Origin of the sequence: Aliiroseovarius subalbicans (assembly GCF_022678625.1) — a bacterium.
GTDB lineage: Bacteria > Pseudomonadota > Alphaproteobacteria > Rhodobacterales > Rhodobacteraceae > Aliiroseovarius_A > Aliiroseovarius_A subalbicans.
Genome location: NZ_JALBYQ010000008.1, coordinates 1 through 15,911 on the forward strand (window position 1 = coordinate 1; position 15,911 = coordinate 15,911).

General features: G+C 59.2%; 28 protein-coding genes. 25 read left to right on the plus strand and 3 right to left on the minus strand.

What is annotated here, in order from left to right; translation table 11 throughout:
* Positions 1–422 precede the first annotated feature (422 nt).
* The 5 genes from rplB to rplP are packed head-to-tail and all read left to right on the plus strand — an operon-like array spanning position 423 to position 3,064.
* A complete protein-coding gene (rplB, locus tag MN188_RS16875) occupies positions 423–1,265 on the plus strand; it encodes a 50S ribosomal protein L2 (protein WP_242110481.1) in 843 nt (280 codons plus the stop codon).
* A gap of 2 nt (positions 1,266–1,267) precedes the next feature.
* Positions 1,268–1,546, plus strand: a complete 279-nt coding sequence (gene rpsS / locus MN188_RS16880; protein ID WP_011453714.1) for a 30S ribosomal protein S19 — start codon at positions 1,268–1,270, stop codon at positions 1,544–1,546.
* A gap of 3 nt (positions 1,547–1,549) precedes the next feature.
* Positions 1,550–1,930 carry a 50S ribosomal protein L22 gene (rplV, locus tag MN188_RS16885; protein WP_242110482.1) on the plus strand — a complete coding sequence of 127 codons (381 nt, stop codon included), beginning with the start codon at positions 1,550–1,552 and terminating at the stop codon, positions 1,928–1,930.
* Positions 1,930–2,637, plus strand: coding sequence for a 30S ribosomal protein S3 (gene rpsC, locus MN188_RS16890; RefSeq protein ID WP_242110483.1), 708 nt, complete (start codon positions 1,930–1,932; stop codon positions 2,635–2,637). Before rplV ends, rpsC begins: the two co-directional genes overlap by 1 nt.
* Before the next feature lie 13 nt (positions 2,638–2,650).
* A complete protein-coding gene (gene rplP / locus MN188_RS16895; RefSeq protein WP_242110484.1) occupies positions 2,651–3,064 on the plus strand; it encodes a 50S ribosomal protein L16 in 414 nt (137 codons plus the stop codon).
* Between the two features lie 260 nt (positions 3,065–3,324).
* On the opposite strand, the gene MN188_RS16900 is transcribed toward rplP, so the two are convergent.
* Positions 3,325–3,804, minus strand: a complete 480-nt coding sequence (locus MN188_RS16900; RefSeq protein WP_242110485.1) for a hemerythrin domain-containing protein — start codon at positions 3,802–3,804, stop codon at positions 3,325–3,327.
* A 106-nt stretch (positions 3,805–3,910) separates the two neighbouring features.
* Positions 3,911–4,534, minus strand: coding sequence for a 2OG-Fe(II) oxygenase family protein (locus tag MN188_RS16905; RefSeq protein ID WP_242110486.1), 624 nt, complete (start codon positions 4,532–4,534; stop codon positions 3,911–3,913).
* A gap of 232 nt (positions 4,535–4,766) precedes the next feature.
* On the opposite strand from MN188_RS16905, the gene rpmC reads away from it, so the two are divergent.
* The 19 genes from rpmC to rplQ all read left to right on the plus strand — a co-directional run bounded on the left by rpmC (position 4,767) and on the right by rplQ (position 14,944).
* Positions 4,767–4,973: a 50S ribosomal protein L29 gene (rpmC, locus tag MN188_RS16910; RefSeq protein WP_242110487.1), complete on the plus strand. Its 207-nt coding sequence runs from the start codon at positions 4,767–4,769 to the stop codon at positions 4,971–4,973.
* Between the two features lie 14 nt (positions 4,974–4,987).
* Complete coding sequence (gene rpsQ, locus MN188_RS16915) at positions 4,988–5,218, plus strand: 30S ribosomal protein S17 (RefSeq protein ID WP_242110488.1); 231 nt, start codon at positions 4,988–4,990, stop codon at positions 5,216–5,218.
* A gap of 76 nt (positions 5,219–5,294) precedes the next feature.
* On the plus strand, positions 5,295–5,663 hold the full coding sequence (gene rplN / locus MN188_RS16920; RefSeq protein ID WP_011453726.1) for a 50S ribosomal protein L14: 369 nt from the start codon (positions 5,295–5,297) through the stop codon (positions 5,661–5,663).
* A gap of 1 nt (position 5,664) precedes the next feature.
* On the plus strand, positions 5,665–5,970 hold the full coding sequence (gene rplX / locus MN188_RS16925; protein ID WP_242110490.1) for a 50S ribosomal protein L24: 306 nt from the start codon (positions 5,665–5,667) through the stop codon (positions 5,968–5,970).
* Positions 5,970–6,530 carry a 50S ribosomal protein L5 gene (gene rplE / locus MN188_RS16930; protein WP_242110491.1) on the plus strand — a complete coding sequence of 187 codons (561 nt, stop codon included), beginning with the start codon at positions 5,970–5,972 and terminating at the stop codon, positions 6,528–6,530. Before rplX ends, rplE begins: the two co-directional genes overlap by 1 nt.
* A 20-nt stretch (positions 6,531–6,550) precedes the next feature.
* Entirely contained in the window at positions 6,551–6,856 is a 306-nt protein-coding gene (gene rpsN / locus MN188_RS16935) for a 30S ribosomal protein S14 (RefSeq protein WP_242110492.1), read from the plus strand.
* A gap of 12 nt (positions 6,857–6,868) precedes the next feature.
* Positions 6,869–7,261, plus strand: a complete 393-nt coding sequence (gene rpsH, locus MN188_RS16940; RefSeq protein ID WP_242110493.1) for a 30S ribosomal protein S8 — start codon at positions 6,869–6,871, stop codon at positions 7,259–7,261.
* 10 nt (positions 7,262–7,271) lie between these two features.
* Positions 7,272–7,805: a 50S ribosomal protein L6 gene (rplF, locus tag MN188_RS16945; protein WP_242110494.1), complete on the plus strand. Its 534-nt coding sequence runs from the start codon at positions 7,272–7,274 to the stop codon at positions 7,803–7,805.
* 11 nt (positions 7,806–7,816) lie between these two features.
* The gene (rplR, locus tag MN188_RS16950) at positions 7,817–8,176 is read left to right on the plus strand and encodes a 50S ribosomal protein L18 (RefSeq protein WP_242110495.1); all 360 of its coding nucleotides are present in this window, start codon (positions 7,817–7,819) and stop codon (positions 8,174–8,176) included.
* 105 nt (positions 8,177–8,281) lie between these two features.
* Positions 8,282–8,860 (plus strand): 30S ribosomal protein S5, encoded by a 579-nt coding sequence (gene rpsE / locus MN188_RS16955; RefSeq protein ID WP_242110496.1) that lies wholly within the window; start codon positions 8,282–8,284, stop codon positions 8,858–8,860.
* Between the two features lie 13 nt (positions 8,861–8,873).
* Positions 8,874–9,062, plus strand: a complete 189-nt coding sequence (gene rpmD, locus MN188_RS16960) for a 50S ribosomal protein L30 (protein WP_191286621.1) — start codon at positions 8,874–8,876, stop codon at positions 9,060–9,062.
* A gap of 77 nt (positions 9,063–9,139) precedes the next feature.
* Complete coding sequence (locus MN188_RS16965; protein ID WP_242110497.1) at positions 9,140–9,430, plus strand: hypothetical protein; 291 nt, start codon at positions 9,140–9,142, stop codon at positions 9,428–9,430.
* A gap of 294 nt (positions 9,431–9,724) precedes the next feature.
* Positions 9,725–10,198, plus strand: a complete 474-nt coding sequence (gene rplO, locus MN188_RS16970; RefSeq protein ID WP_242110499.1) for a 50S ribosomal protein L15 — start codon at positions 9,725–9,727, stop codon at positions 10,196–10,198.
* A 106-nt stretch (positions 10,199–10,304) separates the two neighbouring features.
* A complete protein-coding gene (gene secY / locus MN188_RS16975) occupies positions 10,305–11,657 on the plus strand; it encodes a preprotein translocase subunit SecY (RefSeq protein ID WP_242110501.1) in 1,353 nt (450 codons plus the stop codon).
* Positions 11,654–12,301 carry an adenylate kinase gene (locus MN188_RS16980; RefSeq protein ID WP_242110503.1) on the plus strand — a complete coding sequence of 216 codons (648 nt, stop codon included), beginning with the start codon at positions 11,654–11,656 and terminating at the stop codon, positions 12,299–12,301. Before secY ends, MN188_RS16980 begins: the two co-directional genes overlap by 4 nt.
* 194 nt (positions 12,302–12,495) lie before the next feature.
* Positions 12,496–12,864 carry a 30S ribosomal protein S13 gene (rpsM, locus tag MN188_RS16985; protein WP_242110505.1) on the plus strand — a complete coding sequence of 123 codons (369 nt, stop codon included), beginning with the start codon at positions 12,496–12,498 and terminating at the stop codon, positions 12,862–12,864.
* A gap of 15 nt (positions 12,865–12,879) precedes the next feature.
* Positions 12,880–13,269 (plus strand): 30S ribosomal protein S11, encoded by a 390-nt coding sequence (gene rpsK / locus MN188_RS16990; protein ID WP_242110507.1) that lies wholly within the window; start codon positions 12,880–12,882, stop codon positions 13,267–13,269.
* 106 nt (positions 13,270–13,375) lie between these two features.
* Positions 13,376–14,392, plus strand: a complete 1,017-nt coding sequence (locus MN188_RS16995; protein WP_242110509.1) for a DNA-directed RNA polymerase subunit alpha — start codon at positions 13,376–13,378, stop codon at positions 14,390–14,392.
* 132 nt (positions 14,393–14,524) lie between these two features.
* Entirely contained in the window at positions 14,525–14,944 is a 420-nt protein-coding gene (gene rplQ / locus MN188_RS17000) for a 50S ribosomal protein L17 (RefSeq protein ID WP_242110511.1), read from the plus strand.
* 50 nt (positions 14,945–14,994) lie between these two features.
* On the opposite strand, the gene MN188_RS17005 is transcribed toward rplQ, so the two are convergent.
* Positions 14,995–15,177, minus strand: a complete 183-nt coding sequence (locus MN188_RS17005; protein ID WP_242110512.1) for a hypothetical protein — start codon at positions 15,175–15,177, stop codon at positions 14,995–14,997.
* Between the two features lie 117 nt (positions 15,178–15,294).
* Here MN188_RS17005 and MN188_RS17010 point away from each other — a divergent pair, with 117 nt between their 5' ends.
* Positions 15,295–15,906 carry a helix-turn-helix transcriptional regulator gene (locus tag MN188_RS17010; protein WP_242110513.1) on the plus strand — a complete coding sequence of 204 codons (612 nt, stop codon included), beginning with the start codon at positions 15,295–15,297 and terminating at the stop codon, positions 15,904–15,906.
* The last annotated feature ends 5 nt before the right edge of the window (positions 15,907–15,911 follow it).

Below are 15,911 nucleotides of genomic sequence, written 5' to 3' on the forward strand. Positions count from 1 at the left end.
GATGGAGCAGCCCGGTAGCTCGTCAGGCTCATAACCTGAAGGTCGTAGGTTCAAATCCTACTCCCGCAACCAATATTACAAAACCCCCGCTCCAGAAATGGCGCGGGGGTTTTGTGTGGAAACAGCGTAAGGGGTGCGTGCCAAACGCGCGCTTTGACGAGGCCACTTCCAAGCTGCGGGTCACAAAGTTCGGACGAGGCCACAGAAGCTCGGTTTCACCCTATAGACACCCCCATCCATCCCTGTTACATCCCGCAGGTCGCGTGGCCTCGGATTCGTTCCGGGGCCTCAGACATTTGGAATTTGGGAACCTTCGGGGGCCTATAACACGGTCACCTGCCACATGCAGGGGGCTTAACATGAAGAGCGGTGATGGCGGGTAAACTCGCTGCATCTCTCAAGCTAAACGGAAGACAGAAAGCATGGCACTTAAGTCGTACAAACCGACGACGCCAGGCCAGCGTGGGCTGGTTCTGATCGACCGTTCGGAGCTTTGGAAAGGACGTCCCGTCAAATCCCTGACTGAGGGTTTGACGAAATCGGGCGGCCGGAACAACACCGGACGGATCACGTCGCGTCGCCGTGGTGGGGGCGCAAAGCGTCTTTACCGCATCGTTGATTTCAAACGGAACAAGTTTGACGTCGCAGCAACCGTGGAACGGATCGAATATGACCCGAACCGGACCGCCTTCATCGCATTGGTGAAGTATGAAGACGGCGAGCAGGCCTATATCCTGGCCCCGCAGCGTCTGGCGGTTGGTGATCAGGTGATCGCGTCCGCAAAGGCCGACATCAAGCCCGGCAACGCAATGCCCTTCTCGGGCATGCCCATCGGCACCATCGTGCACAACATCGAGATGAAGCCCGGCAAAGGCGGTCAGATCGCCCGTGCTGCTGGCACCTACGCCCAGTTCGTGGGTCGTGACGGTGGTTACGCTCAGATCCGCCTGTCCTCGGGTGAACTGCGCATGGTTCGTCAGGAATGCATGGCCACCGTTGGTGCCGTGTCGAACCCCGACAACTCGAACCAGAACTTCGGTAAGGCTGGCCGCATGCGTCACAAGGGCATCCGCCCGTCTGTGCGTGGTGTTGTCATGAACCCCGTCGATCACCCGCATGGTGGTGGTGAGGGTCGGACCTCGGGTGGTCGTCACCCGGTCACGCCCTGGGGCAAACCGACCAAGGGTGCGCGCACCCGGAACAAGAACAAGGCGTCGTCGAAGCTGATCATCCGCTCGCGTCACGCTAAGAAAAAGGGCCGGTAATCATGTCGCGTTCTGTATGGAAAGGCCCGTTCGTCGACTCCTATGTGCTGAAGAAAGCCGAGAAGTCGAAAGAATCCGGTCGCAACGAAGTCATCAAAATCTGGTCGCGCCGCTCGACGATCCTGCCCCAATTCGTGGGCCTGACGTTTGGCGTTTACAACGGCCGGAAACACATCCCTGTCAACGTCACGGAAGACATGATTGGTCAGAAGTTCGGTGAGTATTCGCCGACCCGCACCTATTATGGCCACGCCGCCGACAAAAAAGCGAAGCGGAAGTAAGCCATGAGCAAGGATAAAAATCCCCGCCGCGTGGCAGACAACGAAGCAATGGCGAAAACCAAGATGCTTCGTACCAGCCCGCAAAAACTGAACCTGGTCGCACAGATGATCCGTGGCAAGAAGGTTGATCGCGCTCTGACCGATCTGACGTTCTCGAACAAGCGGATCGCGCAGGACGTGAAGAAATGCCTTCAGTCCGCGATCGCAAATGCCGAAAACAACCACAACCTGGACGTCGATGAACTGATCGTCGCCGAGGCATGGGTTGGCAAGAACCTGACCATGAAACGCGGTCGCCCGCGGGCCCGTGGTCGTTTCGGCAAGATCATGAAGCCGTTCGCGGAACTCACGATCAAAGTGCGTCAAGTTGAGGAGCAAGCCTGATGGGTAACAAAGTCAATCCGATCGGCATGCGCCTTCAGGTCAACCGCACCTGGGACAGCCGCTGGTATGCCGACACCAAAGACTATGGTGATCTGCTGCTGGAAGATCTGAAAATCCGCGACTTCATCAAAGAAGAGTGCAAGCAAGCCGGCGTCAGCCGTGTGATCATCGAACGTCCGCACAAGAAGTGCCGCGTGACCGTTCACACCGCCCGTCCCGGCGTCATCATCGGCAAGAAAGGCGCAGACATCGAAACCCTGCGTCGCAAGATCGCCAAGATGACCGACAGCGAACTGCACCTGAACATTGTCGAAGTCCGCAAGCCCGAGCTGGACGCTGCCCTGGTCGCTGAGTCGATCGCGCAGCAGCTGGAACGCCGTGTTGCTTTCCGTCGCGCCATCAAACGTGCGGCACAGAACGCAACCCGCATGGGCGCCCTGGGCATCAAGATCAACGTCGCTGGCCGTCTTGGCGGCGCCGAGATCGCCCGGACCGAGTGGACGCGCGAAGGTCGTGTGCCTCTGCACACGCTGCGTGCTGACATCGATTATGCACACTGCGAAGCGATGACTGCTTATGGCATCATCGGGATCAAGGTCTGGATCTACAAGGGTGAGATCATGGAGCACGATCCTGCTGCGCATGACCGTCGTCTCGCTGAACTCCAAGAAGGTCCCGCGCCCCGTGGCGCCGGCGGCCGTCGTTAAGGAGGCATGAAAAATGCTGCAACCGAAGCGCACTAAATTTCGCAAGATGCACAAGGGCCGGATCAAGGGCCAAGCCAAAGGTGGCTCGGACCTGAACTTTGGCACCTATGGTCTGAAAGCGGTCGAGCCGGAGCGTGTCACCGCGCGCCAGATCGAAGCCGCACGTCGTGCCATGACGCGTCACATGAAGCGTCAAGGCCGTGTCTGGATCCGCATCTTCCCGGACACCCCGGTGACCTCCAAGCCCGTCGAAGTTCGGATGGGTAAAGGTAAAGGTTCCGTGGATTTCTGGGCCTGCAAAGTGAAGCCGGGCCGCGTTATGTTCGAAATCGACGGTGTCGATGAAGTGACTGCCCGCGAAGCCCTGCGCCTTGCCGCCATGAAGCTGCCGGTGAAAACCCGCACCGTGGTGCGTGAAGACTGGTAAAAAGGTGCGGTTCGCGCAAGCGAACCGTCGCCAGTGCGGTGAAGTGAGTTTCTGAAAGAAACTTGCGGACCGCACCCCGTTAAGAAAAAAGAACCCCCGCTGAGCAATCGGCGGGGGTTCTGTCATTCAGAGCAAACAAATGTGTGACCCAGTATCAACGCGGAAAGGGTGGGCTTTGGGGAGTGGTCGTTAAGCCGGCCGGCAAATTGTGAAAGAAGGGATGAGGTGTCAGACGCTGTCGCGAAACTTCAAGGTGACATTCATATCCCGATCCCCAACACCCCTATTGCCTCTTCCAGCTGGGTTTCTTCATAGCCGAAATGCGAGCGTACAACGGTTTCCAATTGCCGGAACACCGCGCGCGTGGCGTCAAACTTTTTCTGATCCACGTCGAACATCAACGTCATTGAGGCGCGCTCTAGTCGGACCAGCAGTTCATGCACAACCCTGTGCTCTTCCTGCAGGCGGGTGACGACCGCGCGCAGCGCATCGTTGCCGCTCTGTGCGAGTTGCGGGAAAAGGCTATATTCCTCGGCGTCGTGGTGAAACGTCAGGACTTTGCATTCGCGCCCGCAGAGCGAGCCGAATTGCCGCACATTCTGGGCAAACTCGGCCGAGCCCAAAGCGTCTGACAGATCCCTTCCAGACGCCTCGCCAGTCTCGATCTGGTCCAGCACGATGCCGATCCGCCCAAGGTCGTTCAGGTGCATCCGGTGGATGGCCGCCAAGCGCTTTCCCACGCGTCGATCTGCATCGGTCGCCTTGGGAAAGGCGGGTGCCAATGGGCGGTTTCCAAAATCAACCGTCAGGTCGGCAAGAGGGGTGTCGGCCAGGTCGCCCAAGCGGTCAGTCGCCCCACTTGTAGTTGAAACTCACCGATATCCGTTCTTCTTCGGACTGGTTCATCAGAACCTCATGGCGCAGCCAGCTTTCCCACAGCAGTACGTCGCCCACCTGGGGCTTGGCATAGATGAAACTCTGCATCTCGCGCCGGGCGTGTTTGGTCCGGGGCGGGGCGGCCATCATGCTTGCATGGCGTGGGTCCTCGAACCGGAGGGGTGAGGCGCCTTCGGGCATGGCCACATAGGTCGTGCCGGAAATCACCGAATGCGGGTGGATATGGGCCGAGTGGTATCCGCCTTCGGGAAGGATGTTGATCCACAGGTCTTCCAGCACCAGCTTGCGCCCATCCAGATTGAATTCCAGATCCCGGCAAAACGCCTTCACGTGTTTGTTCAGAACCTTCCTAAGGTCCTTGAACACCGGCGAGCGCCAGGTCAGGTCATCCAGCGACGCATAAGAGGTATAGCCCGGGTATCCGTTTTCCTCGCACCAATCCTGACCAGCCTCATCTTCCTCGGCAATGGCCCAGCAGGACGCTTCCAGTTCCTCCGGGTCGATGGGCTTGCCCAACTCAGACAAGGCGGCGTGATACAGGCGGGTGACGAAGAGTGATTCAATCTGTGACATGGCGCAGGTGATAGCGCAGCCGCGCACAAAGCGCGAGGGGGCATCACGCCACGGGCTGTAACTGCAGAAAATGCCAAGTTTCCCTTGCCCTCACAGGGTGGCTCTCGTATAGACGCCCATCTCGCGGATTCCGGGCAACCGGGATTCGTGTGTTTTGTCATTCATCCATCAGGATACGGGTGACCCTGTGCAAATGTCGGGGGCTCGCTGGTGATGTGGAAAGGAAAAGGCGATGAACGCCAAGGAACTGAACGATAAGAGCCCGGAAGAGCTGCGCGATGCGCTGTCCGAGCTGAAGAAAGAATCCTTCAATCTGCGTTTTCAGCAGGCTTCGGGGGCTCTGGAAAACACCGCGCGTGTTCGCCAGGTGCGCCGTGACGCAGCCCGCGTTAAGACCGTTTTGAACCAAAAAGCTGCCGCCGCAGCTGCGACCGAGTAAGGGGAGCCTGAGATATGCCCAAACGTATTCTGAACGGCACCGTGACCTCGGACGCCAACGCCCAAACCGTGACCGTGAGCGTCGAGCGTCGCTTCACACACCCGGTTCTGAAGAAAACCATTCGTAAGTCCAAGAAATACCGGGCTCACGATGAAAAGAACGCTTTCAAGACCGGCGACAAAGTCCGCATTCAGGAATGCGCGCCGAAATCGAAAACGAAACGCTGGGAGGTTCTGGAGGCGTAAGCCGACAGACCTGACAGTCAGTCGAAACCCTGGGGACCTGGCAATGCATCGCCCCCCATAGGTCGGGAGAAACCAAATGATCCAGATGCAGACCAACCTGGATGTTGCTGACAACAGCGGCGCACGCCGTGTTCAGTGCATCAAGGTCCTGGGTGGCTCCAAGCGGAAGTACGCAAGCGTCGGTGACGTTATCGTCGTGTCCGTGAAGGAAGCCATCCCGCGCGGCCGCGTGAAGAAAGGTGACGTCCGTAAGGCCGTCGTCGTGCGCACCGCCAAAGAGGTCCGTCGTGAAGACGGCACCGCCATCCGCTTCGACCGCAACGCGGCCGTCATCCTGAACAACAACAACGAGCCGATGGGCACCCGGATCTTTGGACCGGTCGTCCGTGAACTGCGCGCGAAGAACTTCATGAAGATCATCTCGCTGGCTCCGGAGGTGCTGTGATATGGCTGCTAAGCTGAAAAAGGGCGACAAGGTCGTCGTGCTGGCCGGCAAGGACAAGGGCAAAGAGGGCGAAATCTCGTCCGTGAACCCGAAGTCCGGCAAGGCCATCGTGGACGGCGTGAACATCGCCATCCGTCACATCAAGCAAAGCCAGACCTCGCAAGGTGGTCGCGTCCCGCAAGCGATGCCGATCGACCTGTCGAACCTGGCACTGCTGGATTCGAAAGGCAAAGCGACCCGCGTCGGCTTCCGTGAGGAAGACGGCAAGAAGGTCCGTTTCGCAAAAACCACCGGGGAGGCCGTCTGATGTTGGACCAAGCAACCTACACCCCGCGTCTGAAGACGGTATACGCCGACACGATCCGCCCCGCTCTGAAGGAAGAATTTTCCTACAAGAACGACATGCAGATCCCGTCGCTGGAAAAGATCGTGCTGAACATCGGCTGCGGTGCCGCTGCGGTTCGCGACTCGAAGAAGGCCAAATCGGCCATCGAGGATCTGACCAAGATCGCCGGTCAGCAGGCCGTCGGCACCAAGGCGCGCAAGTCGCACGCCCCGTTCCGTCTGCGTGAAGGCATGATCATCGGCGCCAAGGTCACTCTGCGTGGCGATCGCATGTTTGAATTCCTTGATCGTCTGGTCACCATCGCCCTGCCGCGCGTCCGCGACTTCCGTGGCGTGAAGCCGAGCTTCGATGGTCGTGGCAACTTCGCCATGGGCCTGAAAGAGCACATCGTCTTCCCGGAAATCGACTTTGATAAAGTCGATGAGAACTGGGGCATGGACATCGTGATCACCACCAACGCGAACACCGACGCGGAAGCAAAGAGCCTGTTGAAGCATTTCAACATGCCCTTCAACAGCTGATCCGCGGGAAGGAAAAAGACATGGCTAAGAAAGCAATGATCGAACGCGAGAAGAAGCGTCAGGCGCTGGTGGAGAAGTATGCCGCCAAACGTGCCGCGCTGAAAGAAATCGCGAATGACGAGAGCAAACCGATGGAAGAGCGCTTCAAGGCGCGCCTGAAGCTTGCAAAACTGCCGCGCAACAGCTCGGCGACCCGGCTGCACAACCGTTGCCAGCTGACCGGTCGTCCGCACGCTTACTACCGTAAGCTGAAAGTGTCGCGGATCGCGCTGCGGGATCTTGGGTCGAATGGCCAGATCCCCGGCATGGTGAAATCGAGCTGGTAAGGGAGAGAAGATATGAACGATCCTATCGCAGATATGCTCACCCGCATCCGCAACTCGCAAATGCGTGGTAAATCCATCGTCTCCACCCCCGCCTCCAAGCTGCGCGCTTGGGTTCTGGATGTGTTGGCCGACGAAGGCTACATCCGCGGGTATGAAACCGGCACCGATGCCAATGGTCACCCGACCCTTGAGATCGCGCTGAAATACTTCGATGGCACCCCTGTCATTCGTGAGCTGAAGCGGGTTTCGACCCCCGGCCGCCGCGTCTACATGGGCGTCAAGGATATCCCCGTGGTCCGTCAGGGCCTGGGTGTGTCGATCGTCTCCACGCCCAAGGGCGTGATGTCGGACGCAAACGCTCGCAGCCAGAATGTTGGCGGCGAAGTGCTTTGCACCGTGTTCTAAGGAGGTTCTGATGTCTCGAATTGGTAAACGACCGGTCGAGCTGCCCACAGGTGTTTCCGCATCTGTGTCTGGCCAGACCGTAGAAGTGAAGGGCCCCAAGGGCGCCCGTAACTTCACCGCCACGGACGATGTCACGATCAAGGTCGAAGACAACGTCATTTCCGTCGAGCCGCGTGGCAAGTCCAAGCGCGCCCGTCAGCAGTGGGGCATGAGCCGCACACGGGTCGCGAACATGGTCACCGGCGTCACCGATGGTTTCAAGAAAGAACTTGAGATCAACGGCGTTGGTTACCGGGCTCAGATGGCAGGGAATACCCTGAAGCTGAACCTGGGCCTGTCCCACGATGTCGATTATGTCGCCCCCGAAGGTGTGACCGTTACTGCGCCCAAGCAGACGGTCATCATCGTCGAAGGCATCGACGAGCAGGCCGTAGGCCAGGTCGCCGCCGACATTCGCGCTTGGCGTAAGCCCGAGCCCTACAAGGGCAAAGGTATCAAGTACAAAGATGAATATATCTTCCGCAAGGAAGGTAAGAAGAAGTAAGGACCAGTCAGATGGCAAACAGCAAACGAGACCTGTTCTTGAAGCGCCGCCTGCGCGTCCGGAACAAACTGCGGAAAACGGCAGACGGGCGCGCCCGCCTCTCCGTGCACCGTTCGAACAAGAACATCAGCGTTCAGCTGATCGACGATGTGAATGGCGTGACCCTCGCCTCGGCGTCTTCTCTCGAGAAGGATCTGGGCGTGGTCGGCAAGAACAACGTCGAAGCCGCCGCCAAAGTCGGCACGGCTATCGCAGAACGCGCCAAGAAGGCCAAAGTCAGCGAATGCTACTTTGACCGCGGTGGCTTCCTGTTCCACGGCAAAGTGAAGGCCCTGGCCGACGCTGCCCGTGAAGGTGGCCTGAAGTTCTAAAGACCTTGAGGGCGGCGTTCGCGCCGCCCCGATGATCCGGGGGCTTCGGTCCACTTGGATTGACCCCATTCGGCGCGCACGCGCCACCTTGAAAAGGAATGCCAGATGGCAAGAGATGACAATCGCCGGGGCCGTGGCCGCCGCGAAGAAGAAACCCCGGAATTCGCCGACCGTCTGGTCGCGATCAACCGTGTGTCGAAAACCGTAAAGGGTGGTAAGCGCTTTGGCTTCGCCGCACTTGTTGTGGTTGGCGACCAGAAAGGCCGCGTCGGCTTTGGCAAAGGTAAGGCCAAGGAGGTCCCCGAGGCCATCCGCAAAGCCACCGAGCAAGCCAAGCGCCAGATGATCCGCGTGCCGCTGCGCGAAGGCCGCACCCTGCATCACGACATGGCCGGCCGTCACGGCGCTGGCAAAGTCGTCATGCGCACCGCGCCGGAAGGCACCGGGATCATTGCCGGTGGTCCGATGCGTGCCGTGTTCGAAATGCTGGGCATCAAGGACGTTGTGTCCAAGTCGCTCGGTTCGCAGAACCCCTATAACATGATCCGCGCCACCATCGACGGTCTGCAGAAAGAAAGCAGCCCTCGCATGGTCGCCCAACGTCGCGGCAAGAAAGTCGCCGACATCCTGGGTGGCAAAGGCGACGCACCGGCCGCCGACGCCGCTGCAGACGCTGACGCGTAAGGAGACCTGACCAATGGCAAAAACCATCGTTGTGAAACAGATCGGTTCCCCGATCCGTCGCCCCGCCAAACAGCGCCAGACGCTGATCGGCCTGGGCCTGAACAAGATGCACAAGACCCGCGAACTCGAAGACACCCCCGCCGTGCGCGGCATGGTCGCTTCGATCCCGCACATGGTTGAGATCATCGAAGAGAAAGGCTGATTTCAGCCCCTCATGTGAGATTTGAAGCGCCCCGGTCTGGAATGGCCGGGGCGTTTTTTGTTTTTGGAGGATTTAGAATGAAGATGAAAAGAGCATTTTTCTCACTACTGAGTGTGTTTGTTTGCAGCGCTTCCATAGTCAGTGCCGATCCTGATCCAAATGTCGAAAAGATGAGAAAGGCTGCGTTGTCGTTGGAGCTGTCGCTACCTGAGAACCGCGTTTTTTTTCTTGTGAAACGAGAGACCATTCGATCGGTAGTCGGTGTTATATTCGGCTATGTGGACAACGAAGCCGCGTGCGATGAACTCGCAACGGCGCTTAGCTCAGCCGGAACCGTTGGGACTTTTTTATGCGAGCAAGTTCGGTAGCCTAGCTTCATACCCCCGCCCGGCACCGCCGGGCAGCGCCCGACCCTCCCCACGGGAGGGCGCTTTTGCGTCGTAGCGGAACTCAGGAACGTTTCGGGTGTGGGGACGGGTGCATCCAACCATCGGTGCATGCGCCCACCCAGGGTCGGGCGCTGCCCGTCGCTGCCTCTTGCAACGAAAGCGCCTTGGGTCTATACGCCCCCGGTGGTCAACTGCACCACAGAATCAAAACCAAGAAACGCCGCGTTTGGCCCCTTCGCTTCATGGGTCACTTCCGGCAATAGGAGAAGCGATATGAAACTGAATGAACTGCGCGACAATCCCGGCGCCACGAAATCCCGCAAGCGGATCGGCCGTGGTCCCGGTTCCGGCACTGGTAAGACCGGTGGTCGTGGTATCAAGGGTCAGAAATCCCGTTCGGGTGTGGCGATCAAGGGCTACGAGGGCGGCCAGATGCCGCTCTACCAACGTCTGCCGAAGCGGGGCTTCAACAGCCGCAACCGGAAGTCGTTCGCGGTCGTGAACCTGGGTCTGCTGCAGAAATTCATCGACGAGAAGAAGATCGACGCCAAGAAGGACATCACCGAAGACGTCCTGGTTGCTTCCGGTCTGGTCCGTCGTGTGAAAGACGGCGTGCGCATCCTGGCGAAAGGCGAGATTTCCGCCAAGGTGAACCTGTCGGTCACCGGTGCCTCGAAGGGCGCGATCGAAGCTGTGGAAAAAGCGGGCGGCAAACTGACCGTCACAACCGCGGCAGCCGCTGAATAAGCGCTTGTGAGGGGCGCAGCTGCCCCTTACATAGTTACAAGCTTTCCAAACGCCGCTGGAGCCCGGAAACGGTCCGGCGGCGTTTTCACTGACACAGGGGGCCTTGATGGCATCTGCAGCAGAACAAATGGCCGCAAACATGAGCTGGGGCGCCTTCGGTAAGGCGACCGAGCTGAGGCAGCGGATCTTTTTCACCATCGGCCTTCTGATTATCTACCGCATTGGGACCTATATCCCCGTGCCGGGGATCGATGCGGGCGCGCTGCGTGACTTCATGGAGCAGGCGCAGTCGGGCATTGCCGGCGTGCTGGGCATGTTCACCGGTGGCGCGCTGTCGCGGATGGGCGTCTTTGCCTTGGGCATCATGCCGTATATCTCGGCCTCCATCATCGTTCAGCTGCTCAGCTCCATGTGGGAGCCCCTGAAGCAGTTGAAGAAAGAGGGCGAGGCAGGCCGCAAGAAGATCAACCAGTACACCCGCTATGGCACGGTTCTGCTGGCCACCGGACAGGCGTTTGCACTGGCAAACAGCCTTCAGGCCGGTGATCTGGTGACCACCCCCGGTATCTATTTCATCACCGCCTGCGTCATCACGCTGGTTGGTGGCACCATGTTCCTGATGTGGTTGGGTGAACAAATCACCGCGCGCGGTATCGGCAACGGCATTTCGCTGATCATCTTCGTCGGCATCGTCGCGGAAATTCCCGCCGCTCTGGGCCAGTTCCTGGCCTCGGGCCGCTCGGGCGCAATCAGCCCGGCGGTAATCATCGGCGTGATCGTCATGATCGTGGCCGTGATCGCCTTCGTCGTGTTCATGGAGCGCGCACTGCGCAAGATCCACATTCAGTACCCGCGACGTCAGGTCGGCATGAAGGTCTATGACGGTGGTTCGTCCCACTTGCCGGTAAAAGTGAACCCGGCGGGCGTGATCCCGGCCATCTTTGCCTCGGCGCTGCTTCTGCTGCCGACCACGATTTCGACCTTTGGGGCGGGCTCGACCGGTCCGATCATGTCGACGATCCTGGCCTATTTCGGCCCCGGTCAACCGTTGTACCTGCTGTTCTTCACGGCAATGATCGTGTTTTTCACCTTCTTCTACACCAAGGAAGTTGCGTTCAAGACAGATGAGGTTGCAGACAACCTGAAGAACCAAAACGGCTTTGTTCCCGGCATTCGTCCCGGCAAGAAGACCGCCGAGTATCTTGATTATGTCGTGACCCGCGTACTGGTATTGGGTGCGTCCTACCTGGCCGCCGTGTGCTTGTTGCCCGAGATCCTGCGCAGCCAGCTGGCGATCCCGTTCTACTTCGGGGGCACCTCGGTGCTGATCGTCGTGTCCGTCACGATGGACACGATCCAACAGGTGCAAAGCCACTTGCTGGCGCATCAGTATGAAGGCTTGATCGAAAAATCCCAACTGCGCGGCAAGAAGCGCAAGAAAGCACCGGCCCGCCGATGAATATCATTCTGCTTGGACCGCCGGGCGCCGGCAAGGGCACGCAAGCCCGCAAGCTTGAGGACGAGCGTGGCATGATCCAGCTCTCCACCGGCGACATGCTGCGTGAGGCGAAGGCCTCGGGCACCGAGATGGGGCAGAAGGTTGCGGCCATCATGGACGCGGGTGAGTTGGTGACGGACGAGATCGTCATCGGCCTGATCGAGGAGAAGCTGGAAGGTGACCACGGGGGCGGGTTCATCTTTGACGGCTTCCCGCGCACGCTGCCGCAGGCAGACGCCCTGGGCGCCCTGCTGGCGAAACACGGCGCCACGCTGGATGCCGTGATTGAAATGCAGGTGGACGACGACGCCTTGGTGGCGCGCATCACCGCCCGCTCGACCTGTGGCAATTGTGGTGAGGTTTATAACGACCTGTCCAAGCCCATCCCGACCGACGGCAAATGCTCGAATTGTGGTCAGGCGGCCGAGTTCAAGCGTCGCGCGGATGACAACGAAGAAAGTCTGCGCACGCGCTTGATGGAATACTACAAGAAGACCTCGCCGCTGATCGGCTATTACTATGCCAAGGGCGACCTGAAATCGGTCGACGGGCTGGCTGAGATCGACGAAGTTGCCGGTTCTATCGCGACCGCGCTGGACGGCTGACACGCAACCCCTTGACGCCATAGTGAATCCCGAGTAACTCACGCCATCCCATATGGGAATCGTGTGAGTCGGGGTCGCTCCCTGAGACGCACAGACCAGAGAATTCAGCGTGGCCCGCAGGAAAAAATCCCGCGGGCTTCCGTTGTGAAAAAAGGTTCCGGAGTTACGGAACCGCAACGAAGAGGAAAGTACACTTGGCACGTATCGCCGGCGTAAACATCCCGACCCACAAACGGGTCCCGATCGCCCTGACTTATATCACCGGAATTGGCCACACCTCGGCCAAGGCTATCTGTGAAGCCGTGAAAATCGATGACACCCGTCGCGTGAACGAGCTTTCGGACGCCGAAGTTCTGGCCATCCGTGAACACATCGACGCCAACTATGCCGTCGAAGGTGACCTGCGTCGTGAAACGCAGATGAACATCAAACGTCTGATGGACCTGGGCTGCTACCGTGGCCTGCGTCACCGTCGCAACCTGCCGGTTCGCGGTCAGCGCACCCATACAAACGCACGCACCCGCAAAGGCCCCGCGAAGGCCATTGCCGGCAAGAAGAAATAAGGGGGGTCTGAATCCATGGCACGCGATAAGACTCGTACGAAGCGCAAAGAGCGCAAGAACATCGCCGCTGGCGTTGCTCACGTGAACAGCTCGTTCAACAACACCAAGATCCTGATCTCGGACGTGCAAGGCAATGCGATTGCCTGGTCGTCGGCCGGCACCATGGGTTTCAAAGGGTCGCGGAAATCCACGCCCTATGCTGCCCAGATGGCTGCGGAAGACGCAGGTAAGAAGGCGCAGGAACACGGCGTGAAGACGCTGGAAGTCGAAGTTCAGGGCCCCGGTTCGGGTCGTGAAAGCGCCCTGCGCGCCCTGGCAGCTGTCGGTTTCAACATCACGTCCATTCGTGACGTGACGCCGATGGCCCACAATGGCTGCCGCCCGCCGAAACGTCGTCGGGTCTGAGTTTCTATCGCTCGGGCTGTGCTTTCGCGCGGCCCGAGTCCGTCATATTTTAACCTCGGGCGTCCTGGCCTTGGGACATGGGGACAGGACTGGAATGGAGGGACGCATGATCCATAAGAATTGGGCTGAACTGATCAAGCCAACATCGCTGGACGTGAAACCGGGCAACGACCCGTCGCGTCAGGCAACCGTGATTGCCGAACCGCTGGAGCGCGGCTTCGGTCTGACTTTGGGCAACGCCCTGCGCCGCGTGCTGATGAGCTCGCTGCAAGGTGCTGCCATCACGTCGGTGCAAATCGACAACGTACTGCACGAGTTCTCCTCGGTCGCAGGTGTACGTGAAGACGTCACCGACATCGTTCTGAACCTGAAGGGTGTTGCGATCTCGATGGAAGTCGAAGGGCCCAAGCGCTTGTCGATTTCGGCCAAAGGTCCGCAGGTCGTCACCGCCGGTGACATCTCGGAAAGCGCGGGCATCGAGATCCTGAACAAAGATCACGTGATCTGCCACCTGGACGATGGCGCCGACCTGTTCATGGAACTGACCGTGAATACCGGCCAGGGCTATGTCGCTGCCGACAAAAACAAGCCGGAAGATGCGCCGATCGGCCTGATCCCGGTCGACGCGATCTATTCGCCAGTCAAAAAGGTCTCCTATGACGTGCAGCCGACCCGTGAGGGCCAGGTGCTGGACTATGACAAACTGACCTTGAAGCTGGAAACCGACGGGTCCGTGACGCCCGAGGACGCCGTGGCCTTCGCTGCGCGCATCCTGCAGGACCAGCTGTCGATCTTCGTGAACTTCGATGAGCCGGAAGCGGCTGGTCGCCAGGACGAAGACGATGGTCTCGAGTTCAACCCGCTTCTGCTGAAGAAAGTGGACGAGCTGGAGCTGTCGGTGCGTTCGGCAAACTGCCTGAAGAACGACAACATCGTGTATATCGGCGATCTGATCCAGAAGACCGAAGCCGAGATGCTGCGCACGCCGAACTTCGGCCGCAAATCCTTGAACGAGATCAAGGAAGTGCTGTCGGGCATGGGCCTGCACCTGGGCATGGACGTCGAAGAATGGCCGCCTGAGAACATCGAAGACCTGGCCAAGAAATTCGAAGACCAGTTCTGATGACTGCGGGGGCTGCCACGGTGGCCCCCAAAATGCCCGCACTTGCGGGGAACAACTGGGCATGACGCCCCAAGGAGAGCGGCCCACACGCATCGGCCGCCAGACAAAGCAAAACGTTGAAGGAATAACAAAATGCGCCACGCAAAAGGCTATCGCCGCCTGAACCGCACCCACGAACACCGCAAAGCGATGTTCTCGAACATGGCCGGCTCGCTGATCGAGCACGAGCAGATCAAGACGACTCTGCCGAAAGCCAAAGAACTCAAGCGGATCATGGACAAGTTGATCACGCTGGGCAAACGCGGTGACCTGCACGCCCGCCGCCAGGCTGCGGCACAGCTGAAGCAGGACAAAGACGTTGCCAAGCTGTTCGAAATTCTCGGCCCGCGCTATGCCGAGCGTCAGGGTGGTTACACCCGCGTTCTGAAAGCTGGCTTCCGCTATGGCGACATGGCGCCGATGGCGATCATCGAGCTGGTCGAGCGCGACGTCGATGCGAAAGGCGCCGCCGACAAGGCCCGCCTGGCCGCCGATGAGGCTGCCGAGGAGTAATCCTCACACTTTGAATTTCGAGAGAAGCCCCGCCCGGATGCGGGGCTTTTTCAATTCGGAGGCCCGTCACGCCCTTTTCTGTGCAACACCATCGAGGCGCGCAGGGTGTCCATCAGATGCCTGGCATGATCCGGGGTAAGATGACGATCTCCCAGGAATTCCATCAACGCCTGACGGTCCGACGCCGAGAGGCATTGCAGTGTCTCGATCAGGTCTGGATCCGAATGGCTCACATTTTCCTCATGGATTCTTGCGTATCTATAGGTTTACAATTTAAGGTTGTTGCGAAATAAGGCAACTTATCTAAAAGGATACGCAAGAACGTGCAGGGTGCATGGGGAACAGACGGGATGAATGAGACACAGGGATTGGATCGCGGGCTTGCGCGATTGTCCGACCTGTCCCCCAAGGGCTATGCGCTTGGGCTGCACATTCGTTTTGCCGCCGCACACCTGATGTTTCAAACCTATGACCCGCGTTGGACGCAGATTTATACCGAGAACGGTTATATGCTGGCCGACCCGACCGTGTTTTGGGGCTTTGGCAATGAAGGCGCCATTCGCTGGAGCGAAGTCGGCCTGCCCGATGGCCACGGCATCCTGGACCAGGCCGCCGAGTTCGGGTTGAAGTTCGGGCTGACCGTGTCGTGCGGCGCGATTGCCTCGCGCACGATCGGCGGGTTTGCCCGCGAAGACCGGGAATTCAACGACGACGAGATCACCGAGATCCAATCGGTCGTCACCCAACTTCACGCCGCTTCGACGCCACCCGAACAGTTGACCCCTGCACAGCGCATGGCGCTTCGTTTGATCGCGAAGGGTAGCCGCCATGCCGAGGCCGCCGCGATTCTCGGCATTTCGGAAAGCGCGCTGAAGGCACGGTTGCGCTCGGCCAGGGATCGTTTGATTGTGCGCACCACCGCCGAGGCGATCCAGAGGGCGCAGGAATACAACCTGCTCTAGCACTC

Coding starts and splice junctions, on each gene's coding strand:
- rplO (WP_242110499.1), top strand. CDS start 9,725: ATGAAACTGAATGAACTGCGCGACAATCCCGGCGCCACGAAATCCCGC.
- MN188_RS16995 (WP_242110509.1), top strand. CDS start 13,376: ATGATCCATAAGAATTGGGCTGAACTGATCAAGCCAACATCGCTGGAC.
- rplP (WP_242110484.1), top strand. CDS start 2,651: ATGCTGCAACCGAAGCGCACTAAATTTCGCAAGATGCACAAGGGCCGG.
- MN188_RS16965 (WP_242110497.1), top strand. CDS start 9,140: ATGAAGATGAAAAGAGCATTTTTCTCACTACTGAGTGTGTTTGTTTGC.
- rpmD (WP_191286621.1), top strand. CDS start 8,874: ATGGCAAAAACCATCGTTGTGAAACAGATCGGTTCCCCGATCCGTCGC.
- rpsE (WP_242110496.1), top strand. CDS start 8,282: ATGGCAAGAGATGACAATCGCCGGGGCCGTGGCCGCCGCGAAGAAGAA.
- rpsC (WP_242110483.1), top strand. CDS start 1,930: ATGGGTAACAAAGTCAATCCGATCGGCATGCGCCTTCAGGTCAACCGC.
- rpsK (WP_242110507.1), top strand. CDS start 12,880: ATGGCACGCGATAAGACTCGTACGAAGCGCAAAGAGCGCAAGAACATC.
- rplF (WP_242110494.1), top strand. CDS start 7,272: ATGTCTCGAATTGGTAAACGACCGGTCGAGCTGCCCACAGGTGTTTCC.
- MN188_RS17010 (WP_242110513.1), top strand. CDS start 15,295: ATGAATGAGACACAGGGATTGGATCGCGGGCTTGCGCGATTGTCCGAC.
- rplB (WP_242110481.1), top strand. CDS start 423: ATGGCACTTAAGTCGTACAAACCGACGACGCCAGGCCAGCGTGGGCTG.
- rplN (WP_011453726.1), top strand. CDS start 5,295: ATGATCCAGATGCAGACCAACCTGGATGTTGCTGACAACAGCGGCGCA.
- rplV (WP_242110482.1), top strand. CDS start 1,550: ATGAGCAAGGATAAAAATCCCCGCCGCGTGGCAGACAACGAAGCAATG.
- secY (WP_242110501.1), top strand. CDS start 10,305: ATGGCATCTGCAGCAGAACAAATGGCCGCAAACATGAGCTGGGGCGCC.
- rpsH (WP_242110493.1), top strand. CDS start 6,869: ATGAACGATCCTATCGCAGATATGCTCACCCGCATCCGCAACTCGCAA.
- rpsQ (WP_242110488.1), top strand. CDS start 4,988: ATGCCCAAACGTATTCTGAACGGCACCGTGACCTCGGACGCCAACGCC.
- rplR (WP_242110495.1), top strand. CDS start 7,817: ATGGCAAACAGCAAACGAGACCTGTTCTTGAAGCGCCGCCTGCGCGTC.
- rpmC (WP_242110487.1), top strand. CDS start 4,767: ATGAACGCCAAGGAACTGAACGATAAGAGCCCGGAAGAGCTGCGCGAT.
- rpsN (WP_242110492.1), top strand. CDS start 6,551: ATGGCTAAGAAAGCAATGATCGAACGCGAGAAGAAGCGTCAGGCGCTG.
- rplQ (WP_242110511.1), top strand. CDS start 14,525: ATGCGCCACGCAAAAGGCTATCGCCGCCTGAACCGCACCCACGAACAC.
- rpsS (WP_011453714.1), top strand. CDS start 1,268: ATGTCGCGTTCTGTATGGAAAGGCCCGTTCGTCGACTCCTATGTGCTG.
- rplE (WP_242110491.1), top strand. CDS start 5,970: ATGTTGGACCAAGCAACCTACACCCCGCGTCTGAAGACGGTATACGCC.
- rplX (WP_242110490.1), top strand. CDS start 5,665: ATGGCTGCTAAGCTGAAAAAGGGCGACAAGGTCGTCGTGCTGGCCGGC.
- MN188_RS16905 (WP_242110486.1), bottom strand. CDS start 4,534: ATGTCACAGATTGAATCACTCTTCGTCACCCGCCTGTATCACGCCGCC.
- MN188_RS16980 (WP_242110503.1), top strand. CDS start 11,654: ATGAATATCATTCTGCTTGGACCGCCGGGCGCCGGCAAGGGCACGCAA.